This is a genomic window from Streptomyces roseochromogenus subsp. oscitans DS 12.976 (genome assembly GCF_000497445.1).
Lineage (GTDB): Bacteria > Actinomycetota > Actinomycetes > Streptomycetales > Streptomycetaceae > Streptomyces > Streptomyces oscitans.
On sequence record NZ_CM002285.1, the window covers coordinates 5,683,910 to 5,706,767 of the forward strand.

The window sequence follows — 22,858 nt, forward strand, 5'->3', positions numbered from 1 at the left end:
GCAGCCGAAGCCGGCGCCCCGGCCGTCAACGTTCGCCCCGTCGCGACGCCCGGCACACACCCCCGCTGCCCTGAGGGCGCGGGAGGTGCTCCCACTCGCCGCACCGGAGCCCGCACCGGACGCCGCTCCGCTCCTTGACGGGCAAACGTCGCCCGCCGGGACGCTGGGCGAGGTCATCGCTGCCGGAGGCACCTCGTACTCCTTCGAGTTCTTCCCGCCCCGGGGCGAACTCGCCGAGCGCCGCTTCTGGAAGGCGCTGCGCCGGGTGGAGGCGGTCGCACCGGCCTTCGTCTCCCTCACCTACGGAGCCGGGGGCACCTCCCGGGACCGGACGGTGCGCATCGCCGAACGGATCGCCGCCGAGACCACGCTGACCCCCGTCGCGCACCTGACGGCCGTCGGCCACTCGCGGGCCGAACTGCGCAACATCATCGGCCAGTACGCCGAGTCCGGCATCACCAACGTGCTCGCGCTGCGCGGCGACCCGCCGGGCGATCCCAGCGGCGAGTGGATCCCCCACCCGCAGGGCGTCAGGCACGCGGCGGAGCTGGTGGAGATGGTCAGGTCCTGCGGGGAGTTCTCCATCGGCGTGGCCGCCTTCCCCGAGGGGCACCCGCGGTCCGCCGACCCGGACTCCGAGCTGCGCCACTTCGTGGACAAGTGCCGGGCCGGCGCCGACTACGCGATCACCCAGATGTTCTTCCGCGTCGAGGCGTATCTGCGGCTGCGTGACCGTGTCGCCGCCGCCGGCTGCCCGACCCCGATCGTCCCGGAGATCATCCCGATCACCGACCACAAGCAGCTGCGCCGGTTCGCCGCGCTCAGCGACGCCCCCCTGCCCGCCGCGCTCGCCGACCGGCTGGAGCGGCACCGGGACGACCCGGCCGCCGTACGCCGGATCGGCATGGAGCACGCGCACGCGATGTGCGCGCGACTGGTCGCGGAGGGCGTGCCCGGGCTGCACTTCATCACCCTCAACCGGGCCGAGGACGCGCTGGCGCTGCACGCGGCCGTCGCCCCGCACCGCCCCGCCCGTCACCCCGTAGGAGCCTGACGCGACATCAGGTCATCGTCTGGAGTCCGAGTGTTCCCCCCTGAGTCCCCTGAGTTCCCCGAGTCCCACGAGTTCCACGAATGGTTCGCCCATGCATCGCGAGATCGTCATCATCGGCGGCGGGGCCACCGCGGTCGCCGCCTTCACCCAGGTCGTACGGACGCCGGGTATCGCCTCCGTCACCACGGTCGACCCGAATCCCGTGGGCCTGGGCCACGCCTTCGGTGTCACCGATCCGATGCTGCTGTGCAACACCTCGGTAGACGTCACCTCCCTCCATCCTGACGGCCCCTCCGACCTGCTCGACTATCTGACCGAGCGCGGCTGGGCCGCCCGGCCCGAGGACTTCGTGCCGCGCTATCTCGTCGGCCACTACTGCCGGGAGCGCTATCTGGCGGGCAGGCGCGAGGCCGAACGGCAGGGCATCGCCGTATCCCACCACCCTGCGCGGGCCACCGCCGTCCGGTCCACGGCGGACGGCTATCGCGTCGAACTCGCCGACGGCCGGCGGCTGGCCGCCACCGACGTCCTGGTCTGCCTCGGCCTCGACCGGCCCCGGCTGCCCGAGCTGCTGCGCCCGTACGACGGTCACCCGCGGCTGCTGCCCCAGCCCTACCCGACCGACCGCCTGCGTGCGCTGCCGGAGAAGGCCGAGGTCCTGGTCATCGGCACCAAGCTGTCGGCCATCGACGCCGCCCTGGTGCTGTGCGCCGGCGGCCGCCGGACGGTGATGGCCTCCCCGTCCGGCGGCCTCCCCGCCGTACGCACCCGGCTGTGCCGCCCCGGCCGGCCGCTGCTCGACTCCCGCCGCTGGCAGCGACTCGACCCGCGCGCCGAAGACCTGGACCGGGAGCTGACCCGGCTGCTGCTGCGGGCGATCGGCCGCGCCGGATCCGGGCTGGGGCTGCGGGCGCAGACCTCCTCGGCGGCCGTGGGGGACGAGCGGCTCCGCGAGGAGCTGGCCCTGGCCGCGGCCGGCCGGGTGCCCTGGCAGGACGTGATCGCCGAGGTCATCGACGCGATCAACGCGTGGACCGCGCCGTGGGATCCGGCTCTGCGCGCCGAGGTGCTGGCCCGGTACCGGGGACTGATGTCCCGGTACATCTCCTCCATCCCGGCCCGCAACGCCCGCCTGCTCAGCGGCCATCTGGACACCGGCCGGCTGGCGCTCGCGCCCGGCTACCCCGTCGGTGTCGAGCCCGCCGCGGACGACGACGGCTGGCAGGTGGAGTGGCCGGACGGCCGCCGTGAGCGCTTCACCCATGTGGTGTGCGGGACCGGGTTCCACACCCCGCAGCTCGACGTGGCCGCCCCGGGCCTCTACAGGATCGGTCCCGCCGTCACCCACGGTGCCGCCCCGGCGATCACCGAGGAGCTGCGGCTGTGCGATCCGCACCGCGGCTCCGTCGAACGGATCTGGGTGCTGGGCGCCGCCGCGCATCCGCGCACCGCCATCGTCAACTACCTCAACACGGCCGCCAAGCAGGCCCAGCGCGTGGCCGCCCAGTTCACCGCGACCGCCGCGACTGCCGCGGCCGCCCCGAGCGTGCTGGCCGCCTGACACCCGCCCGATCCTTCGGAACCCGACCTTTCGAAAGCAGACTCCCGTGATCGTTCTCGTCAGCCCCGTCTCCACCGGCGCCGAACTGGCCCGCGCCTTCCGCGAGGAGGGCGCCGACTGCCTGCACCTCTACGAACCCGAGCTGCGCGAGGCCTGGGAGGCCGACCGGACCTCACCGCACAAGCTGCTCCACCAGGACCTGCCCACCACCCTCGCGCACCTGCGCGCCCTCCGGCCCACCGCAGTCATCGCGGCCAGCGAGTACGGCGTCATCCTCGCCGACACCCTCGCCGTCGCACTGGGCCTGGACCACCACCGCCCCGAACTGATCGAGGCCCGGCGCGACAAGCAGCTGATGGTGGAGGCGCTCCGGGCCGCCGGCGTCCCGGCCGCGCGCACCGTCTCCGTCCGCACCGGCGAGGAGTTGCGCACCACGCTCGACACCTGGCAGGAGGGCTACCCGCTGATGATCAAGCCGCGTAACAGCGCGGGCAGCGACGGCTGCCGGATCTGCCACAGCCGCGAGGAGGCCCAGGAGGCGTTCGCCGCGATCGCGGCCGAGCGGAACCTGATGGGCGAGGTCAACGACGAGGTACTGGTCCAGGAGTTCCTGGCCGGCACCCAGTACATCGTCAACACCGTGAGCCTGCACGGGCGTCATCTGCTCACCGAGGTCTACCGCGAGCGCATCGACCACATCGAGGGCGCACCGGTGCTGCGGCACATCATCTCCCGGCCCACCCTGACCGCGGCCGAACAGGGGCTGACCGCGTACGTCCTCGACTGCCTCGACGCGCTCGGCATCCGCGAGGGCGCCGCCCACACCGAGGTCATGCTGACCCCGCGCGGACCCCGGCTGATCGAGGTCAACTCCCGGGTCATGGGCCCGTCCCTCGCACCGGACCCGTATTTCTCCGCGCTCTCCTACAGCCAGCAGCACCTGGTGGTGGAGCGCTATCTGCGGCCGGCCGAGTTCGCGGCCCGGTTCGAGCAGCCGTACGCGCCGCCGCGCACGGTCGCCAAGGCGTTCCTGCGCCCCCATCGCGAAGGGGTGCTGCGGGCGGTGGACGGCCTGCGCGTGCTGCGCCGGCTGCCCGGCTTCCACAGCCTGGACCGGGCCCCCGTCATCGGCGAGCCGGTGCGCGACCGCTACCTGACCACCGGCACCTCCGGGATCGCCTTCCTGGTCCACGAGGACGAGACGGTGCTGCTCGACTCGCTGGCCACGCTGCACGCCATCGAGGACGAGGGCCGCTTCTTCCGGCTGGCAGAGGCGGCACCGCGGCCCGTACCGGAGGGTGTGAGCTGACGTGCCGACCGCCCTCATCCTGGTCTCGGTCCTGCTCCAGGCCCTCGCCGACGGCTTTCTCTCCGGACGGCTGGGCTTCGGCGGCAGCCTGCGGTTCTCCTGCATCGCCTTCGTCACCGCCACCGTGGCCTGCGGCGCGCTCCACGCCGTGCGCAGCCGCCGTACGGCCCGGCGCCCGGCACCGCGCGGCCGCGGGACCCTCCGGCTCATGGTGCTGATGAACCTGGCCACCGCCGTCACCTTCCTCGGCTTCTACGTCTCGCTGGCGTGGGTTCCCGCGGCGCTCGCCAGCAGTGTGCAGTCCGGGGTGGGGCCGCTCGCGGTGATCTGCACCGGCCTGGTGCGCGGCGAGGGGCGGCCGAGAGCGGGGAGGGCGGCCGCGGCACTCGGCCTCCTGGTCCTGTCGGGGGCGATCGCCCTACGACTGGACGGCCGGGCCGGCCTCCTCGACGGCGCCGCGCTCGGCGGTACGGCCCTGGTCGCGCTGTCGGGCGTCTCGGCGGCGCTGCTGGCCCGGCTGTCCCGGCAGCTGGGGCAGGCGGGCGCGGAGCCGGCCTGGGTGATGACCCACCGCTTCCACCTGACCTACGTCTGCGCGGGCGCCCTGCTGCTCCTCGGCGCCGGCGGTACCGCGTCCGCCGGGCCCGCGCTGCCCCTCATGGCGCTGACGGCCCTCGGGGCGGTCGCTCTCCCGCTGCTCCTGCTGCAGATCGGCCTGCAGCGCGCGGAACCCCTGTCGGCCATGGTCCTGCTCAGCACCCTGCCCGGCCTGGTCTACCTGAGCCAGTCGCTGTTCGGCGGCACCCTCGACGCGGTGACCTGCGCCCTCATCGCCCTGCTGATCGCTGTGGCGGTCCTCGCGGCCCGCCCGGAACGCCCCGCCGCACCACCGGCGGACGTGCGGACTCCGCAGCCCGCTTCGCTCACCTCAGCGCCACCCGGGTGAACCGCGACGCCGTGTGCAGGTCGCGCTGGATCTCGTCGGCGGTGGCGCGGAGTTCGGGCAGGAGGGTGTGGACGCAGTCCTCCAGGGTGCGGCGGGCCGGGTGGGTCGCCACGTTCAGCGCGGCCACCGTGCGGCCCGTGCGGTCGCGCACCGGGACCGCGATCGACCGTGGTCCCGACTCCAGCTCCTCGTCGACGAGGGCGTAGCCCCGGGCACGTACCTCGGCGAACTCCCGGGACCGCGGGTCGGCGTCCGCGAGGAGCACCCGGCCGAGCGAGGTCGCGGCGGCGGGCAGGCGCGCGCCCACGGTGACGTCCACCGTCAGCACCCGGCTCGTGCCCGCCCCGGCCGTGTACTGGATCTCCGTACCGTCCCCCGTCAGCACCGCGAGCGCCGCCGGCTCGTGCACCCGGTCCGCCAGGGCCCGCAGCCGGGGCCCCGCGAGCCGGGCGAGCGTGCTGCGGGACAGCGGCGGGAAGCCGAGGTCCAGGACGCGCGGGGTGAGCGTGAAGGTGCGGTCGGCGTGCGCCGTCACCAGGCCCAGGTGCTCGTGGGTGAGCAGGGCGCGCCGGGCGGTGGCCCGGCTGAGGCCGGTCGCCCGCGCCGCCTCCGTCAGCGTCAGCGCCGGGCGGCCCGCCCCGAAAGCGGTCAGCACGGTCAGGCCACGGGCCAGCGACTCCACGAACTCCCGGCCCAGTTCCTGCTTGGAGGCCGCCGTCCAGATCGCCAGGCCCGCGGGCGGCGGCCCCGGCTGGGGCGGCGGCGCCGTACGCAGCTCGGCCTCCATCGCCGCCACCGCCGTACGCAGGCGCGGCAGGAGGCTGGTGCGCAGGCCGGCCGCGGAGTGCCGGCTGGTGTGGCTGACCACGCTCGCCACGCAGGCCGGACGGCCGGTGCCCGGCTCCCGTACCGGTACGGACACGGCGACCAGCCCCGGTTCGATCAGCTGGTCGTCCACCGCCCAGCCGTCCCGGCGCGCCCGCTCCACCCGCCGCGCGAAGGCGAAGTCGTCGGCGGGCGGCTGCCGGGGCGGTACGGCGGGGAAGGCCGCGTCCGCCGGATCCGCCGCCCGGCGGGCCCGCCACCGCGCCCAGTCGCCCTCGGCCCACTCGGTCGCGAACAGCGGCCCCGGCGCCGTGCGTTCGGCCGGCAGCAGGTCGCCGATCCGGAAGCTCACCGACATCGCGCGGCGGCGGGTGGCCTGCCGGATGAACCGGATCCCGTCGAGGTCGGCGACCGCGAGCGACACCGACTCGTCCAGCTCGTCGGCGAGGGCGTCGGCGCGGGCGCCGAGCAGCGCGGGCAGCCGCAGGGCGGCCAGATAGGCGTTGCCCAGTTCCATCACACCGGCGGTGAGGACGACGTCCCGGCCGTCGAGACGGACGTAGCCCATGCGGGCCAGGGTCGCCGTGATCCGGTCGACCGTGGACCGGGCGAGCCCGGTGGCCCGCTCCAGCGCGCTCGGGCTCAGGGTGCCGCCCGCCTCGGTCAGCCGCCGCAGCACACCGACCCCGCGCACCAACGGCCCGACCGCTTCCCCCGCTTCACCACGGGCGTCGGCATCCAGTGCGGTCTTCGCGGGCATCGGCTCTCCGGTACGGCATACGGGCACGCCTACGGTAAACCCCACCGCCCGCCCGTCTCCTTACCCGCGAGTCACCCGCACCCGGTAGTTCCCGTCCGCGTCCGTGTCGAGGATCTCCACGGTGATGCCGTGGCCCGGGTCCTTGAAGGTCTCGCCGGGGGTGAAGGTGGCGTCGGAGAGCTCGGCCTGGACGTTGGGGCTGCGGGTGCAGCCGCCGCTGTTGCGATGGCTGTCGTAGACCGTGACTGGGCCGCGGCCGGTGTCGATCGTGCCGTCCACCTTGTAGATCAGCACGCCGGGCCGGCACACCGCCTCGTCGTTGCCGCCCTGCGCGCGGACCTCCAGTGCGTAGGAGCTCTGCGCGCTGACGGGCACGAGGACCAGCTTTCCGCCGCCGGGCTTGTACAGCGGCGTCAGCTGGTACTCGGAGCTGCCCCGGGTCGCCGCGCAGGCCACCTGGGAGCCGTCCAGCCAGCCCAGCTTCCACTTGTGCCAGCCGAGCAGATCGTTGTCGGCCCCCCAGTCCTCGCTCATGATGTCCCAGTGCCCGACCGCGCCCCCGCCCTCCTGCGTGTACAGGTCGGGCAGCCCGAAGGTGTGGCTGTTCTCGTGCGGCAGCACCCGGTAGCCGGTACGGGCGTAGGAGCCGGAGCCGTCGTCCTGCCGGGAGTAGATGAACGACGCGTTGGCGACGGGGACCCCGTCGGCGACCGGCGCGTCGCCGTTCCCGGCGAAGGTCACGGACAGGACCGTGTCCAGCGCGGAGGGGCCGGCGTTCGGGGTGACCAGGACGTTCAGGATGTCGTACGAGCGGAAGTCCACTTTCTGGCCGGCTGCGGCCACCATGTCCTTCACCAGCTCCCGGTAGCCGGGATCGAAGGGCGCGCCGCGCTCGATGCCGTACGCCTTGAACGGTTTCGGCATCCGCAGCCAGCCGCTGATCGGCGTCAGCGCCTGGTAGCGCAGGCGGCCGTACGACGCGGTGCGGAACCACCGCTCGGTCTGCGGGAAGAACTCATGGAAGCGGTCCATGGCGTTGCCCTCGCCGGGCGCGTCGGAGAAGTCGACCATCAGGGTCAGCGCGTGCAGTGTGCCGGTGGAGCGGGCGTAGCCGTGCGGGGTGGGCAGGCCCTCGGTCATCTGGATGTCCAGACCGGCGTGGACGGTGCAGGGGGCGAGGGCGGAGGAGCGGGCCAGGCCGACGGGCCCGGCGGTGGTGGGCGCCGACAGATGTCCGGTCCCGGCCGAGGTGCTGACCGCGAGGGTCAGCGCGGTCACCGCGGCGAGAGCGGCCACCCGGCGCACGCGTATGTGCCGGCGTCCGCCGGACGTGTGCCCGCCGGACGTGTGCCCGCCGGATGTGCGCCCGCCGGACGTGCGCCCGCTGGACGTGCGCCCGCCGGATATGGAGAGGGATATCGGGCGCGGCGGCTCGGGCTGCGGCTGCATGCATGGACCTCTCGCTCCACGGCAGCCGCCGTTCTCCGGCTGCACCCTTGCGATCACCCTGTGTCGGAGGGGTGCGGGGCGCGCGCTGGAGGAGACCGATCGTGGGAAAGCCGGCCCGCAGGAGGGTGAATCCCGGCGGGAGATGAGTGTGTCTCAGGTCACAGGGGTTCTTTTGGCGGGCGGGAAATAACCGGGGAGCCTTTCCCCGTTTGGACCTGTGTCCGAGCGAAACGGGGACACCCTCCCCGGATCGCCCTCATCGCCTCCGAGGAGTCCGCCGTGCCGACCGCGACCACCCCCGCACCGCGCAAGGTGACCCGGCCCCGCGCCGACGCCGTGCGCAACCGGGAGCGGATCGTCACCGCCGCCCGGGAGATGTTCGTCGAGCACGGCCCGGACGTGCCGCTCGACGAGATCGCCCGCCGGGCCGGCGTCGGCAACGCCACGGTGTACCGCAACTTCCCCGACCGCGAGGCCCTCGTCCGCGAGGTCGTCTGCTCCGTCATGGACCGTACGGCCGAGGCGGCCGAGCTGGCCCTCGCCGAGACCGGGGACGCCTTCGCCGCACTGGAGCGCTTCGTGCACGCCTCCGCCGACGAGCGGATCAGCGCGCTGTGCCCGATGATCTCCAGCACCTTCGACCAGCACCACCCCGACCTGCAGGCCTCCCGCGAGCGCGTCGAGCGGCTCATCGAGGAGGTCATGGGCCGGGCCAGGGCGGCCGGGCAGCTCAGGCCGGATGTCGGCGTCGGCGACCTGATGATCGTCGTGGCCCAGCTGAGCCGGCCCCCGGCCGGCACGGACTGTCTGCGCGGCGACCGTTTCGTCCACCGTCATCTGCAGCTGTTGCTCGACGGGCTGCGGGCACCCGCCCGCTCCGCCCTGCCGGGCGAGGCCGTGACGATCAAGGAGCTGCGCGCGCCCTGACCGATGAGTTCGGCCCCGCACCTCAGTCCACCACAACGCCCGACCGCAGACCCCCGGCCGTCACCGTCGACGAGCCGCTTCCACTGTCTTCCGTTTTTCCGGCACGTTTTCCGTCACGAAGTCCCGAAGTGGGTACCCCCATGTCCGAATCAGCCCTCAAGGCTCCCGGCGCCGCCGCACCGGCCGGCGACGCCAACCGCTGGAAGGCGCTCGTCTTCATCGCGCTCGCCCAGCTGATGGTCGTCCTCGACGCCACCATCGTGAACATCGCCCTGCCCTCGGCCCAGACCGACCTCGGCATATCCGACGGCAACCGGCAGTGGGTGGTCACCGCCTACGCGCTCGCCTTCGGTGGTCTGCTGCTGTTCGGCGGCCGTATCGCCGACAAGTGGGGCCGCAAGCGCGCCTTCGTCACCGGCCTGGCCGGCTTCGCCCTCGCCTCAGCGCTCGGCGGCGCCGCCACCAGCGGCCCGATGATGTTCGGCGCCCGCGCCCTCCAGGGCGTCTTCGGCGCCCTGCTCGCACCGGCCGCCCTCTCCCTGCTCGCGGTGATGTTCACCGACGCCAAGGAGCGCGCCAAGGCGTTCGGCATCTACGGCGCCATCGCCGGCGGCGGCGGTGCCGTCGGCCTGATCCTCGGCGGCTTCCTCACCGAGTACCTGAACTGGCGCTGGACCTTCTTCGTGAACGTCCCGTTCGCCGTGATCGCCGCGGCCGGCGCCTACTTCGTCATCCGTGAGCCCGAGGGCGGCCGCAACCGCGCCCCGCTCGACATCCCCGGCGTGATCCTGTCCACCCTGGGCCTGGTCGCCCTCGTCTACGGCTTCACCCGCGCCGAGTCCGACGGCTGGGGCGACACCGTGACCGTCTCGATGTTCGTCGCGTCCGCGGTGCTGCTGCTCGCCTTCGTGGCCGTCGAGTCCCGGGTCAAGGCCCCGCTCCTGCCGCTGCGTGTGGTCAGCAACCGCAACCGCGGCGGTATCTACCTCTCCCTCGGCCTCGCCATCATCGGCATGTTCGGCCTGTTCCTCTTCCTGACCTACTACCTGCAGGTCGTGAAGGGCTACTCGCCGGTCAAGACGGGCTTCGCGTTCCTGCCGATGATCGCCGGCATGATCACGGGCTCCACCCAGATCGGCACCCGCCTGATGACCAGGATCGCGCCCCGGCTGCTGATGGGCCCCGGCTTCCTGGTCGCCGGCGTCGGCATGCTGCTGCTGACCCAGCTGAAGATCGACTCCTCGTACGGCATGCTCCTGCTGCCCGCGATGCTGCTGCTCGGCCTCGGCATGGGTACCGCGTTCATGCCGGCCATGTCCCTGGCCACCACGGGCGTCGAGCCCCGGGACGCCGGTGTCGCCTCCGCGATGGTCAACACCTCGCAGCAGGTGGGCGGCGCGATCGGCACCGCCCTGCTGAACACCATCGCCGCGTCCGCGAAGACGTCGTACGTCAAGGACCACATCGCCGGTGCGGCCACCAAGCCGCAGCAGCAGCTGGTCGGGCTCCAGGCCATGGTGCACGGCTACAGCACCGCGATCTGGTTCGCCGTCGGCATCCTCGGGCTCGCCGCTCTGATCGCCTTCACCTTCGTCAACGCCGGCCGCCCGGGCGGCACCGAGGTGATCCGCGGCGAGGGCGTCGAGGACGAGGTGCCGGTGCCGGTGGTGGCCCACTGACCTGGTCCGTACGGTGATCTCCGTACGGTGATCTCCGTCGGGTGATTTAGCGGAGCCAGGGCAGGTCCGCACCCGCTTCGTTGGGCTGGAGGCCCTCGGCGACGATCTCCATGATCTCGCCGAGGGCCTTCTGCTGCTGGGGGGTGAGCCGGTCGAACAGCGCCTGCCGTACGGCGTTCACATGGCCGGGCGCGGTGCGCTTCAGCACCTCGACACCCTCGTCCGTGAGCACCGCGAACTGGCCGCGCTTGTCGGAGGGGCAGTCCTCGCGGCGTACCCAGCCGTTCTTCTCCAGCCGTGCGATCGCGTGCGAGAGCCGGGACCGGGTGATCTTCGCCTGCATCGCCAGCTCGGTCATCCGCAGCCGGCGGCGCGGGGCCTCGGCGAGGCCGACGAGCAGGCCGTAGTAGATGTGCGGCATGCCCGCGTCGCGCTGCAGCTGCCGGTCGAGGTGGTCCTCCAGCAGGGTGGTGGCGTGCAGATAGGCGCGCCAGACGCGCTGTTCCTCGTCGCTGAGCCAGCGGGGCTGTGCGGCGGAGTCGGATGCCGTGTTCATGTGTCCCACTGTACGAGCCGGCTCCTTGAAACTTGAACAAGTCAGGCGTACGGTTCGGCATAGAACTTGAGAGTTAAAGCATTCGCATCTGATGACCGGGAGCCGCAGTCATGTCCGCCGCAACGTCCGCCGCCGCCCAGGAGCGCATGCCCGCCCTCTACCTCAGCCACGGCGCCCCTCCCCTCGCCGACGACCCCGTCTGGCCCGGCCAGCTCGCCGCCTGGTCCGCCGCCCTGCCCCGCCCCAAGGCGATCCTCATGGTCTCCGCCCACTGGGAGGAGGCCCCGCTCGCCCTGGGCGCGGTGGACACCGTCCCGCTCGTCCACGACTTCTGGGGCTTCCCCGAGCACTACTACCAGGTCCGGTACGCCGCCCCCGGCGCCCCCGAGCTGGCCGCATCCGTCCGCAAACTGCTGCGCGCCCCCGGCCTCCCCGTCCAGGACATCCCGGACCGCGGCCTCGACCACGGCGCCTACGTCCCGCTCGTCGAGATGTACCCCGGCGCCGACATCCCGGTGCTCCAGATCTCCCTGCCCACTCTCGACCCCGTCCGCCTGATGGACGTCGGCCGCAAGCTCGCCCCGCTGCGGGACGAGGGCGTGCTGATCGTCGGATCCGGCTTCTTCACCCACAATCTGGCCGCCCTGCGGTACGCGGGCAGCGGCGTGCCCAGCTGGTCCTCCGAGTTCGACGACTGGGGCCGGCGGGCCCTGGAGGCCCGCGACTGGGACGCCCTGCTGGACTTCCTGCACAAGGCCCCGGCCGGCCGCTACGCCCACCCGCGCACCGAACACTTCGCCCCGCTCTTCGTCACCATGGGCGCGGCGGAGGCGGGCGGCGAGCTGGACGCGCAGAAGTCGGTGATCGACGGTTTCTGGATGGGGATGGCGAAGCGGTCGGTGCAGTTCGGCTGAGCTACAGCTCTTTCTCGTACCAGGCCACGTCCCAGTAGCGGCCGAACTTGCGGCCGACCTCGCGGTACGTGCCGACGTGGCGGAAGCCGAAGCGGGCGTGCAGCCGCTCGGAGGCCTCGTTGGGCTGGGCGATCCCGGCGTAGGCGCGGTGCACGTCCTCGTCGGCCAGCGCCTTGAAGAGGGCGTCGTAGAGCAGCGTGCCGATACCGCGTTGGCCGGCGTCTGCGGCGACGTACACCGAAACCTCCACGGATGTCTCGTACGCGGGCTTCGGTCGGTAAGGACTGGATGTGGCGTACCCCAGGATTTGCTGTGATTCCGCTCCCGTGGCAACCATGAGCCGGTGCGGGCCGTCTTCCGGGTGGGAGAGCAGCCAAGGACGGCGCTCTTCCGGAGTGAAGATCGCGGTATCGAATGTGATGGCCGTCTCGCGTACATAGTGGTTGTAGATCGCCGTGAGGGCGTCGAGGTCCCCCTCGATTCCCGCCCTGACCTGCACCTCTGTGTGTTCTGTCGGCATGCCGCCTCCCCAGGTGGCGGACAGGGTACTGCATGATCATAAAAATTGGGGGGCGGGTTGGGAATTCTGTCCGGATTCCAGTCGTTGTTTCCCACGGATGCAGGGCGCTCGGAGAGAGTCCCAGAGTCACTCCCCCCGGTGCCGAGCGTTCGTCAGGACCACCCGCCAGACCACCATCGCAAGGGAGCACGCATGGCAACCCGTGCCGTCGCCCGTCGTCAGTCCGCCACCGGCGAGACGGCCGACTCGGCAAGCAGTGTTCGCGCTCATGGCGGCGAGATCGCAGACCGCGACCTGGTCGGCATGTACCTCGACGAGATCGCGCGTACGCCGCTGCTCGACGCCGCAAAGGAGGTCGAGCTGTCCCAGACCATCGAGGCGGGTGTCTTCGCGCAGCAGGTCCTCGACGGTGAGGAGGAGTCCAAGACGGACGCCACCCGCGAGGAGCTGGAAGCGCTGGCCGCCGCCGGCGAGCGGGCCAAGGACGTCTTCATCCGCTCCAACCTCCGCCTGGTCGTCGCCGTCGCCCGGCGCTACCCGCGCAGCGGCCTGCCCCTGCTGGACCTGATCCAGGAGGGCAACGCCGGCCTGGTGCGCGCCGTCGAGAAGTTCGACTACCGCAAGGGCTTCAAGTTCTCGACGTACGCCACCTGGTGGATCCGTCAGGCCATCACCCGCTCCATCGCCGACCAGTCCCGCACCATCCGGCTCCCCGTCCACCTGGTGGAGGAGCTGGGCCGTATCCGCCGTGTGCAGCGCGAGTTCAACCGGGAGAACGGCCGCGACCCGGAGCCCGCGGAGATCGCCGCGGAGCTGGCCACCACGCCGGAGCGCGTCACCGACGTCCTCGACTGGGCCCGCGACCCCGTCTCGCTGAACATGTCGGTGGACGACGAGGGCGAGACCCAGTTCGGCGACCTGCTGGAGGACACGTCGGCGGTGTCGCCCGAGCAGTCGGTCCTCACCCTGCTCCGCAGTGAGGAACTGGACGACCTGATCGGCCGCCTGGACCAGCGCACGGCCTCCATCATCAAGATGCGGTACGGCATCGAGGACGGCCGCGAGCGCACGCTGACCGAGGTCGGCAAGGAGCACGGCCTGACCCGCGAACGCATCCGCCAGATCGAGAAGCACGCGCTGCTCGAACTGAAGAAGCTGGCGCGGGACACGGGCTTCGACGCGGCGGCGTAACGGCAGGGCTGTATGGGCCAGGCGCCGGATATACGGCGCCTGGCGGCCTCCGGTGACCTGCAGTCTGTTGTTTCCGGCAGTCTGCGGTCGTGCCTCCGGTTCTCCGCTTCTCCGGTGTGCCGTGCCCGGCCGACTGGGGCGCCTGTGGCCGTGCGGTGCGGGGGTACGGTGCTTGGAGGGGGGTGGCGCCAGTGGGCGTAGGGTGCATGGGCGCGGTGCTCGGGGGCGGGTGGCGGCAGTGGGCGTACGGTGCCTGGGGGGCGCGCACGCCGGTGGCGAAAGACGGCGCAAACATGGCCTGGTCGCATCGCTTCAAGTCCCGGACCCGCGGGAACAACCTCTGCGGGTCCAGCAGCAGCCAGGCCCAGGGAAACGCACTCCCCCCACGGCACCTCATCGCACCGCACCGAACAGACCGGCCGACCCCACAAGCTAGCCCCGCACGACCCACCTCACCCCCAGCCACGTCCCGACGCACATCCCCCCCGGCGCCGGGACCTTCCCAAGTCGGGCTTCGGCACCTGTCCCCCCGGGTGCCGAAGCCCGGCTTCATCTGTGTCCCTGTTCGTAGGGTGCGCGCAGGTCCGTCAAAGGGCTGGGGTACTGGCCAACTGCTCTGATCTGCTTGACCGTTGAGGACTGTTCCAGGCCGCCCTTTCCCGTCGGGCAGCCGCCCGTGCGCGCAGTGCCGTGGCCGCCCAGTCGATCACCGGGTCACCGGTTGCGCCAGGGCGCCCCACCTTCCGGTCTCCCCTTGGGGGAGACTCAAGTCCTTGGGGGACACTCAAGTCCGCGTGGGTGACGGGGCGCTGCCGGAACCTGGAACTTGGAATGGCGGCCCACCCCGTACCTGAACCCCGGGGTGGACCGCCGGATGGCAGATTCTGCCACATGGGCATAGCCTGCCGGAGTGAGCACCACCCCCAGCCCCGCCCACCAGCAGTTTTCCGCTTCCGCGCCGGTCTCGCTGACCGAGCGCCGGAAGGCCGAGACCCGGACGGAGATCGCCCGCGCGGCGGCCGCCCTGTTCGTCCGCCAGGGCCTGCGGGCCACCCGCGCCGAGGACATCGCCCAGGCCGCGGGCATCGCACCTCGTACGTTCTACCGCTACTTCGCCACCAAGGAGGAAGCGGTCGCCCCTCTCTACGCGGCGGGCGCCCAGCGCTGGGCGGAAGCGGTCCGCGCGGCCCCGGCCCACCTCACCGTCCCGGAGGCTCTGGAACACGCCGTCCACCACACCCTCACCCCCGGTGTCGGTGTCTCGGCGGCGTCCTGGGAATGGGTCCGCACTCTCATCCGCCTGGCCGACGCCAGCCCCGCCCTGCGCAAGGTCTGGGCCGAGGTATGTCAGGAGTCGGACCAAACCCTGGCCGAGATCCTGGCGTCCAGGCCAACTGGCCTCAAAAGCAGCGGAGTTGACGCGAGCGAAGCTGCTGGATCCGAGTCAGCCGAAGACCGCGAAGAATCCGGAGGCCACGGAGGCCACGGAGGACGCGGAGGACGCGGAGGACGCGAGGGCTACGAAAGACGCGAGGGCCACGTAAGACGCGAAGCCTACGAAAGACGCGAAGCCTACGAAGGGCGCGAAGCGAACGACAACGTTGACGCGCGTCCCACGCCCTCCATGCCCCCCACACGCCCCTTTTCCGTCACCCCGGACCTCCGCTTCGCCGCGGCCGTCGCCGGTGCGGCCGTCCGCGTGGCCGTGGAGTCCTGGGCCGCCACCTCCTCCCCGCCCACCGGCCCCGAAGGCCCCGCAGCCCTGGCGCTGCACAACCTCGGATCCTTGCGGGGCTTCGGGTGGGGCGGGCAAACCCAGGGCTACACCTAGGTCACCCCAGCCGGGACCTCGCACAGGCGGTAACTACCGGGGCTCCAAGACCGGCCGCCCCCGCCTGCCCCAACCCCCCGCCCGACTCCCCCCGGCCCGACTCGCCCTACCGGCCCGTCTCGCCCCCACGCTGCTCAACGACCCACCCGACTCAATCACCCAACCCCACCCACTCCTCACCTCTTCCCTCTCACCCGGCTCAACGACCCGCCCGACTCAGCCGTCCCCCCAACTCCCGCACGCATTCCACCAGTTCATCCGGCCCCCGCACCGTGAACTCGCACCCCGCCATCGCCAGCCGCATCGCCAGCCATTCCACGGGTTCGCCGGAGGTGCCCCGCAGGACACAGCCGCCCTCGCCGTCGTCCTCCGGCACCCCGAGCCAGGCCTGCACCCGCGTGGAGACCTGCGCCGCCGGTGCGGCGAACCGCACCGCGAACTCGTACGTCTCCTGTCGCCGATGAATGGACCGCCGTAGATACTCGGCGGCGCTCCCTGTCGGCAACTCCCGTGGCACGAACCGGACTCCGGTCGCGAACGGCTGACTCACCCGGTCCACCCGGAAGGTGCGCCAGTCGGCGCGGTCGAGGTCGTAGGCGACGAGATACCACCGCCGCCCGGTCGACACCAGCCGATACGGCTCGGTCAGCCGTCGCGACTCGCTGTCGTCCTTGTCGCGGTAGGCGAACCGCAGCCGCTCATGCCCCGCTACCGTCGAGGCCATCACGGTCAGCGTCTCCGGCGCGATGCTCGGTCCGTCCCCGCTGGTCAGCGAGGTGGTCGCCGCCTGCAGCGTGGACACCCGGTGGCGCAGCCGGGTCGGCAGCACCTGCTCCAGCTTGGCCAGGGCCCGTACGGACGCCTCGTCCACGCCCTCCACCGCATGCCCGGCACCGGCCCGCAGGCCCACCGCGATCGCCACCGCCTCCTCGTCGTCCAGCACCAGCGGCGGCATCGCCTTGCCCGCGACCAGCCGGTACCCGCCGTCCGCGCCTTTCGTGGCCTGCACCGGATAGCCCAGCTCCCGCAACCGGTCGATGTCCCGCCGCACGGTACGACGCGACACCCCGAGTCGCTCGGCCAGTTCCCCACCGGGCCACTCGCGAGGCGTCTGGAGGAGCGAGAGCAGCTGCAACACCCGGGCGGGTGTGTCGGTAGTCATACCTACGAGCATGCCGCACGACTAGGACACAATCTGACCTAGTGCCGTCCTACCTTCAGGTCATGACTTCGCACGACGACAACACCCTCAAGGGGCGCGGGACTGTGTCCGGCAGCGGCTCCGCCGCGCGGCGCGACAAGCCGCAGACGACCGGCAGCCGGGACGACTCGGGGACTCCGACGGTGCTTCCCGAACCGTCACCCGACCGAACCCGCTGGCTGGCTCTGGCGATCGTCATGGCCGCAGCCTTCATGGACCTGGTCGACGTGACGATCGTCAACATCGCCATCCCGTCCATCCAGCGGAGTGCAGACGCCTCGGTCAGCCAGATCCAGTGGATAACCGCCGGCTACGCCCTGGCCTTCGCCGCCGGTCTGATCACCGGCGGCCGTCTCGGCGACATCCACGGCCGCAAACGGCTCTTCCTCATCGGTATCGGCGGTTTCACCCTCGCCTCCGCCCTGTGCGGCTTCGCCGCGAACCCGGAGATGCTGGTCGCCTCCCGCCTGCTGCAGGGAGGTATGGCGGCGATGATGGTGCCGCAGGTGCTGTCGATCGTGCACGCCACCTTCCCGGCCCACGAACGCGGCAAGGTGTTCGGCATGTTCGGCGCGGTCGTCGGTCTGGGCGCGGTCTCCGGCCCGCTGCTGGGCGCGCTGCTGACGGAGTGGAACCTTTTCGGCCTCGAATGGCGGCCCATCTTCCTCATCAACCTCCCTGTAGGTGTTCTGGCCTGGATGCTGGGCCGCCGTTTCATCACGGAATCGAAGGCCCCCAAGGCCCTGAAACTGGACCTCGTCGGTGTCGCCCTGGTCTCGCTCGGTCTGCTGATGCTGCTGTACCCGCTCACACGCGGCCGTGAGCTGGGCTGGCCGCTGTGGGGGTACGGCTGTATGGCCGGTGCGCTCGTCGTCTTCGTGGCGCTGGTGTCGTACGAAAAACGGAAGGCGGCCGGCGACGGTTCCCCGCTCATCGAGCTGTCCCTCTTCCGGGTGAAGAGCTTCGCGGCGGGCATCGCCGTACAGACCGTCTTCGGTGTCGCGCTCGGCATCTTCTTCCTGGTCTGGACGCTGTACATGCAGATCGGCCTGGGCTGGAGCCCGCTGCGAGCCGGGCTCACCGGCGTGCCGTTCTCCCTCGCGGTGTCGACGGCGGCCGGGATGTCGGTGCAGAAGCTGGTCCCGAGGTTCGGGCGGAAGGTGCTCCAGGCGGGCGCGCTGGTGATGGGAGCGGGCGTGCTGCTCTATCTGTGGGAGGCACACCGGTACGGCCTCGCCATCGCCTCCTGGCAGATGGCGCTGCCGCTGGTCGTCATGGGCGCCGGCATGGGTCTGATCGTCGCCCCGCTGACCGACGCGGTGCTCTCGGAGGTGCCGCGCGAGCACGCCGGATCCGCGTCCGGACTGATCAACACGGTCCAGCAGATGGGTAACGCGCTCGGCCTGGGGCTCGTGTCGGTGGTGTTCTTCGGTGAGATCGGCGACCGGCTGGCCCCGGCGCAGGTCGGGCCGGCCTTCGTGCACGCTTTCCAGCACGCGCTGTGGTGGGTCGCCGGGATCATGGTCGCGATCTTCCTGCTGATGTCCGCCCTGCCGAAACGGCCCGCGCAGCATGTCGAAGGGGCGGCGGACGCCGAGCCGCCGACGCTGAGTAGGGAACCCGAACTGGTGCCCTGACCAGGCGCGACGAGGGCCCGACACCGACCAGGTGCCGGGCCCTCGCGCTGTCCGCGAGGACCTGTCACAGGACCCTTCGTGCAGGGTCGGAAGTCCGTTCATGCCCGATTGAAATCCGAACCTGTTTACTTTCCAGAAATCCGGGCGTAGCCTCCCAGTGAAACCACACGTTCGGGCATCACTCGGAAGTGAACGGACGCCAGCAACGGGCACCACGAACGGACATCGAGGCGGAGGCCAACGACATGTACGCACCGGAACGGCAGCAGGAGATCCTCCGGCTCGCCCGTGACGGCGGCCGGGTGGACGTGCTGTCGCTCGCCGAGGAGTTCCAGGTCACCGCGGAAACGATCCGCCGCGATCTGAAGGCCCTCGACCGCGCAGGTCTCGTCCGCCGGGTGCACGGCGGTGCCATCCCGGTCGGCCGCCTCGACTTCGAACCGGACCTCACCGAGCGCGAGTCCACCGCCGCCGACGAAAAGGACCGCATCGCCAAGGCCGCCCTCGCCGAACTCCCGGCCGAGGGCACGATGATCCTCGACGCCGGTACGACGGTCGCCCGGGTCGCCGCCGCGATCCCGCTGGAGGCCTCCCTGACCGTCGTCACGCACAGCCTCCCCATCGCCGCCCGCCTCGCCGACCACCCCGGCATCCAGCTCCACCTGGTCGGGGGGCGCGTACGCCACCGCACGCGCGCCGCCGTGGACGCCTGGGCGCTCCGCGCGTACGGAGAGATCCGCGCCGACGTGCTGTTCGTGGCGGCGAACGGCTTCTCCGCCGAGCACGGTCTGACCACCCCGGACCTCGCCGAGGCCGCGGTCAAGCGGGCCGCGGTCGCCGCCGCCCGCCGCGTCGTGCTGCTGGCCGACTCCTCCAAGCACGGTCAGGAGCACTTCGCCCGCTTCGGAGACCTGAGCGATGTGGACCTGCTGATCACCGACAGCGGGCTGAGCCCCGAAGACGCCGCCGCGATCGAGCGCGGCGGCACGGAAGTAGTGCGCGCATGATCCTCACCGTCACCCCCAACCCCTCCCTCGACCGCACCTATGAGGTCCAGGCCCTGAAGCGCGGCGAGGTCATCCGTGCCGACACCGAGCGCATGGACCCCGGCGGCAAGGGCGTGAACGTCTCGCGCGCCGTCGCGGCCGCCGGGCGGCGTACGGTCGCCGTTCTGCCCCTGGGTGGTGCGCCGGGGGCGCTCATCGCCGATCTGCTCGACGCGCAGGGCATCGAGGTCGCGCCGGTCCCGATCACCGGAGCCACCCGTTCCAACATCGCACTCGCCGAGTCCGACGGGGTGCTCACCAAGATCAACGCGCCGGGTCCGGAGCTCTCCGCGGCCGAGCAGGCCCTGCTCCTGGTCACCGTCCGCGAGCAGTCCCGCGATGCCGACTGGATCGCGTGCTGCGGGAGCCTGCCCCGGGGGCTGGCGCCCTCGTGGTACGCCGATGTCGTCACGGAGGCGCACGCGGGGGGCGCGCGCATCGCGCTGGACACCTCGGGGCGTGCGCTGCTGGAGGCGCTGCCCGCGCGGCCGGACGTGGTGAAGCCCAACGCCGAGGAGCTCGCGGAAACCGTCGGGCGCCCCCTGGCGACCGTGGGCGACGCACTGAAGGCGGCCGAGGAGGTGCGCGGCATGGGCGCACGCGCCGTGCTCGCGAGCCTGGGCGCCGACGGACAGCTCCTCGTGGAAGACGCGGGCGCCTGGTTCGCCACCGCCCACGTGGACATCGTCCGCAGCAACGTCGGCGCCGGCGACTCCTCCCTCGCCGGCTTCCTGGTCGCCGGCGGCACCGGCCCCGAGGCCCTCGCCTCCGCCGTCGCCCACGGCGCCGCCGCCGTCCAGCTCCCCGGCAGCGTCATGCCGACCCCCACCGACCTGGACCCGGCGGCGGTGACCGTCACGGCCGAGATCCCCCTCGACCGCGAACTGACGGAGCCCGTGTCATGACCCCTCTGACCCGCCGCCGTACGCCCACCCCGCCCCGGCCATGGCGAGACTCCCCGTCACTCACCACGGCCGCCACCCCCACCGCTTCCCCCCACAGCACCCCCGTCCCCCTCTCCGCCCACCCCTCTCCCCGGGCGATACGCGTGCATAGGAGCCCGCGATGAGCCACATGATCACCGCGGACCTGGTCGACCTCGACCTGTCCGCCAGCACCAAGGAAGCGGCGGCACGCGCCCTCGCCGAACGCATGGTGGCCCAGGGCCGGGTGACCGACCTGGAAGGCTTCCTCGGCGACGTGGCCGCCCGCGAGGCCCAGATGCCGACCGGCCTCGACGGCGGCATCGGCATCCCGCACTGCCGCAGCACCCACGTCACCGAGCCGACCCTCGCCTTCGGCCGCAGCGCCGCAGGCATCGACTTCGGTGCCCCGGACGGCCCGGCCGACCTGATCTTCCTGATCGCGGCCCCGGCCGGCGCCGACGACGCCCATCTCACCATCCTCTCCTCGCTGGCCCGCCAGCTGATGAACACCGACTTCACCTCGGCCCTGCGCGCGGCGACCGACGGGGACACGGCCGCGGCACTGATCCGCGGGGACGAGACCCCGAGCGCGCCCCAGGCGCCGTCGGCTGCGCGGGAGGGCGCGGACGCGGACGTGAGCGCGAGCGGCTCGACGACTGCCGGGAGCGAGGACTCGGGCACGGGTGCGAACGCTACGGCGAGCGCTGCTCAGGGCGCTGTGAGCGCCGCGGGCGCCGCAGGCGCAGCCAGCCAGGCGGGCGCCTCCGAAGACACCGCTGCGGCGCCGGTGGCGGCCTCCGCCTGCGCCGCAGCGGCCACTACGGCGCAGGCGCCAGGAGCATCCGCCCCGGCGCAGGCAAACCCGGCGGGTGCCGGCTCCGCCTCGGACTCCGGCGAGCGCCCCTTCCGGATCGTCGCTGTCACCTCCTGCCCGACCGGCATCGCGCACACCTACATGGCAGCCGAGTCCCTGGAGAACGCGGGCCGCGAGGCGGGCGTCGAACTCATCGTCGAAACCCAGGGCTCGGCCGGCTTCACCCGGCTGGACCCGGCGGTGATCGCGGCGGCGGACGGCGTGATCTTCGCGCACGACGTCCCCGTACGCGACAAGGACCGCTTCGCCGGCAAACCCACCCTCGACGTCGGAGTGAAGGCCGGAATCAACCGACCCGCCGAACTCATCACGGAGGTGCGCGAGAAGGCGGCGCGCGGCGAGACGAGCGCCCCGGCGCCCGCGTCGGGCAATACGCCGGTCGAGCGCGCGGGCGACTCCACCGAGGGATACGGCACCAGGCTCCGCAAGTGGCTGATGAGCGGCGTGAGCTACATGGTTCCGTTCGTCGCCGCGGGCGGCCTCCTCATCGCCCTCGGCTTCGCGATCGGCGGTTACAAGATCAACAAGGCGCCGTCGGTGATGGACCACTTCGTGTGGACCCAGGCCGACAGCTGGGGTGCCCTGCTGTTCCAGATCGGCGCCGTGGCCTTCGGCTTCCTGGTGCCGGTCCTGGCCGGCTACGTCGCCTACGGCATGGCCGACCGCCCCGGCCTGGTCCCCGGCTTCGTGGGCGGCGCGATCTCACTCACCATCAACGCGGGCTTCCTCGGCGGCCTGGTGGCCGGCCTGATCGCCGGCGGCGTGGTGATGGCCATCCAGAAGATCAACATCCCCGCGGCCCTGAGGGGCATCATGCCGGTGGTGGTGATCCCGCTGATCTCCTCGGCGATCGTCGGATTCCTGATGTTCGTCGTCATCGGCAAGCCCATCGCCACCGCCCAGAAGGGTCTCACCAGCTGGCTGAACGGCCTCACCGGCACCAACGCGATCCTGCTCGGCGCCCTGCTCGGCCTGATGATGTGCTTCGACCTGGGCGGCCCGGTCAACAAGGTCGCTTACACCTTCGCCACCGCCGGCATCGCCGTCTCGAACCCCAGCGACTCCGCGATGAAGATCATGGCCGCGGTGATGGCGGCCGGCATGGTCCCGCCGCTGGCGATGGCCCTGGCCACCACCGTGCGGGGCAAGCTGTTCACGCACACCGAGCGCGAGAACGGCAAGGCCGCCTGGGTCCTCGGCGCCTCCTTCATCTCCGAGGGCGCGATCCCGTTCGCCGCCGCGGACCCGCTGCGGGTCATCCCGTCCGCCATGGTGGGCGGCGCGCTCACCGGCGCCCTCTCGATGGCCTTCGGCGCCACCCTGCGCGCCCCGCACGGCGGCATCTTCGTCGTCCCGCTGATCGGCAACCCGCTGCTGTACCTCATCGCCATCGCGGCCGGCGTCTGCGCCACCACGGCCCTGGTCGTCCTCCTCAAGGGCATGCGCAAGCAGACCCCCGAAAGCCCGGCCACCGACCCCGCCACGAACGCGGCCAACCCGACGAAGGGGAGCAAGCAGCCCGTGGCGGCCTGACCAGCGCACCGCCCCTCGCCGCACCTTGTCCCTTTAGTTCGCTGTGAGTTGTTCACGGCACCTGCGAGATACGTCACGGTCCGGGATCAAAGTCCCGGACCGTGGTGTGTACTGGGACG

At 72.1% G+C, this 22,858-nt stretch carries 18 protein-coding genes; 13 read left to right on the forward strand and 5 right to left on the reverse strand.

Annotated features, from left to right (window positions below; genetic code table 11):
- The first annotated feature begins 163 nt into the window (after positions 1–163).
- The 4 genes from metF (at position 164) to M878_RS74260 (ending at position 4,870) form a co-directional block, all read left to right on the forward strand.
- Positions 164–1,054, forward strand: coding sequence for a methylenetetrahydrofolate reductase [NAD(P)H] (metF, locus tag M878_RS74250; RefSeq protein ID WP_037730850.1), 891 nt, complete (start codon positions 164–166; stop codon positions 1,052–1,054).
- A gap of 91 nt (positions 1,055–1,145) precedes the next feature.
- Positions 1,146–2,615, forward strand: a complete 1,470-nt coding sequence (locus tag M878_RS74255) for an FAD/NAD(P)-binding protein (RefSeq protein WP_023549843.1) — start codon at positions 1,146–1,148, stop codon at positions 2,613–2,615.
- Between the two features lie 46 nt (positions 2,616–2,661).
- Positions 2,662–3,924 (forward strand): ATP-grasp domain-containing protein, encoded by a 1,263-nt coding sequence (locus M878_RS92415; protein WP_023549844.1) that lies wholly within the window; start codon positions 2,662–2,664, stop codon positions 3,922–3,924.
- Position 3,925: 1 nt separating this feature from the next.
- Positions 3,926–4,870, forward strand: a complete 945-nt coding sequence (locus M878_RS74260; RefSeq protein ID WP_023549845.1) for a hypothetical protein — start codon at positions 3,926–3,928, stop codon at positions 4,868–4,870.
- On the opposite strand, the gene M878_RS74265 is transcribed toward M878_RS74260, so the two are convergent.
- Both M878_RS74265 and M878_RS74270 read right to left on the reverse strand, forming a co-directional pair.
- Positions 4,848–6,455, reverse strand: a complete 1,608-nt coding sequence (locus M878_RS74265) for an IclR family transcriptional regulator domain-containing protein (RefSeq protein ID WP_023549846.1) — start codon at positions 6,453–6,455, stop codon at positions 4,848–4,850. The two genes, M878_RS74260 and M878_RS74265, sit on opposite strands and share 23 nt — an antisense overlap.
- A gap of 60 nt (positions 6,456–6,515) precedes the next feature.
- Complete coding sequence (locus tag M878_RS74270; protein WP_037730851.1) at positions 6,516–7,751, reverse strand: M6 family metalloprotease domain-containing protein; 1,236 nt, start codon at positions 7,749–7,751, stop codon at positions 6,516–6,518.
- Positions 7,752–8,183: 432 nt separating this feature from the next.
- Between M878_RS74270 and M878_RS74275 the strand changes: the two genes are divergently transcribed.
- Both M878_RS74275 and M878_RS74280 read left to right on the forward strand, forming a co-directional pair.
- Positions 8,184–8,831 carry a TetR/AcrR family transcriptional regulator gene (locus M878_RS74275; protein ID WP_023549848.1) on the forward strand — a complete coding sequence of 216 codons (648 nt, stop codon included), beginning with the start codon at positions 8,184–8,186 and terminating at the stop codon, positions 8,829–8,831.
- A gap of 140 nt (positions 8,832–8,971) precedes the next feature.
- Positions 8,972–10,510, forward strand: coding sequence for an MFS transporter (locus M878_RS74280; RefSeq protein ID WP_023549849.1), 1,539 nt, complete (start codon positions 8,972–8,974; stop codon positions 10,508–10,510).
- Positions 10,511–10,556: 46 nt separating this feature from the next.
- On the opposite strand, the gene M878_RS74285 is transcribed toward M878_RS74280, so the two are convergent.
- Positions 10,557–11,066 carry a MarR family winged helix-turn-helix transcriptional regulator gene (locus tag M878_RS74285; RefSeq protein WP_023549850.1) on the reverse strand — a complete coding sequence of 170 codons (510 nt, stop codon included), beginning with the start codon at positions 11,064–11,066 and terminating at the stop codon, positions 10,557–10,559.
- 146 nt (positions 11,067–11,212) lie between these two features.
- Between M878_RS74285 and M878_RS74290 the strand changes: the two genes are divergently transcribed.
- Positions 11,213–11,980 (forward strand): dioxygenase family protein, encoded by a 768-nt coding sequence (locus M878_RS74290; RefSeq protein WP_031225680.1) that lies wholly within the window; start codon positions 11,213–11,215, stop codon positions 11,978–11,980.
- 1 nt (position 11,981) lies between these two features.
- On the opposite strand, the gene M878_RS74295 is transcribed toward M878_RS74290, so the two are convergent.
- Positions 11,982–12,500: a GNAT family N-acetyltransferase gene (locus M878_RS74295; RefSeq protein ID WP_023549852.1), complete on the reverse strand. Its 519-nt coding sequence runs from the start codon at positions 12,498–12,500 to the stop codon at positions 11,982–11,984.
- Between the two features lie 192 nt (positions 12,501–12,692).
- Between M878_RS74295 and M878_RS74300 the strand changes: the two genes are divergently transcribed.
- Both M878_RS74300 and M878_RS000000100155 read left to right on the forward strand, forming a co-directional pair.
- Entirely contained in the window at positions 12,693–13,691 is a 999-nt protein-coding gene (locus M878_RS74300) for a sigma-70 family RNA polymerase sigma factor (protein WP_023549853.1), read from the forward strand.
- Positions 13,692–14,601: 910 nt separating this feature from the next.
- Entirely contained in the window at positions 14,602–15,522 is a 921-nt protein-coding gene (locus M878_RS000000100155; RefSeq protein ID WP_023549854.1) for a TetR/AcrR family transcriptional regulator, read from the forward strand.
- 199 nt (positions 15,523–15,721) lie between these two features.
- Here M878_RS000000100155 and M878_RS74310 read toward each other — a convergent pair whose 3' ends face one another.
- Positions 15,722–16,684: a helix-turn-helix transcriptional regulator gene (locus tag M878_RS74310; RefSeq protein ID WP_031225682.1), complete on the reverse strand. Its 963-nt coding sequence runs from the start codon at positions 16,682–16,684 to the stop codon at positions 15,722–15,724.
- A 236-nt stretch (positions 16,685–16,920) separates the two neighbouring features.
- Between M878_RS74310 and M878_RS74315 the strand changes: the two genes are divergently transcribed.
- The 4 genes from M878_RS74315 to M878_RS74330 all read left to right on the forward strand — a co-directional run bounded on the left by M878_RS74315 (position 16,921) and on the right by M878_RS74330 (position 22,739).
- The gene (locus M878_RS74315; protein ID WP_245238417.1) at positions 16,921–18,360 is read left to right on the forward strand and encodes an MFS transporter; all 1,440 of its coding nucleotides are present in this window, start codon (positions 16,921–16,923) and stop codon (positions 18,358–18,360) included.
- A gap of 245 nt (positions 18,361–18,605) precedes the next feature.
- Positions 18,606–19,367, forward strand: a complete 762-nt coding sequence (locus M878_RS74320) for a DeoR/GlpR family DNA-binding transcription regulator (RefSeq protein WP_031225684.1) — start codon at positions 18,606–18,608, stop codon at positions 19,365–19,367.
- Positions 19,364–20,311, forward strand: a complete 948-nt coding sequence (gene pfkB, locus M878_RS74325; RefSeq protein WP_023549858.1) for a 1-phosphofructokinase — start codon at positions 19,364–19,366, stop codon at positions 20,309–20,311. Before M878_RS74320 ends, pfkB begins: the two co-directional genes overlap by 4 nt.
- A gap of 160 nt (positions 20,312–20,471) precedes the next feature.
- Positions 20,472–22,739 carry a PTS fructose transporter subunit IIABC gene (locus M878_RS74330; RefSeq protein ID WP_023549859.1) on the forward strand — a complete coding sequence of 756 codons (2,268 nt, stop codon included), beginning with the start codon at positions 20,472–20,474 and terminating at the stop codon, positions 22,737–22,739.
- Positions 22,740–22,858: the final 119 nt, after the last annotated feature.

Coding starts and splice junctions, on each gene's coding strand:
- M878_RS74255 (WP_023549843.1), top strand. CDS start 1,146: ATGCATCGCGAGATCGTCATCATCGGCGGCGGGGCCACCGCGGTCGCC.
- M878_RS74265 (WP_023549846.1), bottom strand. CDS start 6,455: ATGCCCGCGAAGACCGCACTGGATGCCGACGCCCGTGGTGAAGCGGGG.
- M878_RS74280 (WP_023549849.1), top strand. CDS start 8,972: ATGTCCGAATCAGCCCTCAAGGCTCCCGGCGCCGCCGCACCGGCCGGC.
- M878_RS74285 (WP_023549850.1), bottom strand. CDS start 11,066: ATGAACACGGCATCCGACTCCGCCGCACAGCCCCGCTGGCTCAGCGAC.
- M878_RS74290 (WP_031225680.1), top strand. CDS start 11,213: ATGCCCGCCCTCTACCTCAGCCACGGCGCCCCTCCCCTCGCCGACGAC.
- M878_RS74295 (WP_023549852.1), bottom strand. CDS start 12,500: ATGCCGACAGAACACACAGAGGTGCAGGTCAGGGCGGGAATCGAGGGG.
- M878_RS74300 (WP_023549853.1), top strand. CDS start 12,693: ATGGCAACCCGTGCCGTCGCCCGTCGTCAGTCCGCCACCGGCGAGACG.
- M878_RS74310 (WP_031225682.1), bottom strand. CDS start 16,684: ATGACTACCGACACACCCGCCCGGGTGTTGCAGCTGCTCTCGCTCCTC.
- M878_RS74315 (WP_245238417.1), top strand. CDS start 16,921: ATGGCCGCAGCCTTCATGGACCTGGTCGACGTGACGATCGTCAACATC.
- M878_RS74320 (WP_031225684.1), top strand. CDS start 18,606: ATGTACGCACCGGAACGGCAGCAGGAGATCCTCCGGCTCGCCCGTGAC.
- pfkB (WP_023549858.1), top strand. CDS start 19,364: ATGATCCTCACCGTCACCCCCAACCCCTCCCTCGACCGCACCTATGAG.
- M878_RS74330 (WP_023549859.1), top strand. CDS start 20,472: ATGAGCCACATGATCACCGCGGACCTGGTCGACCTCGACCTGTCCGCC.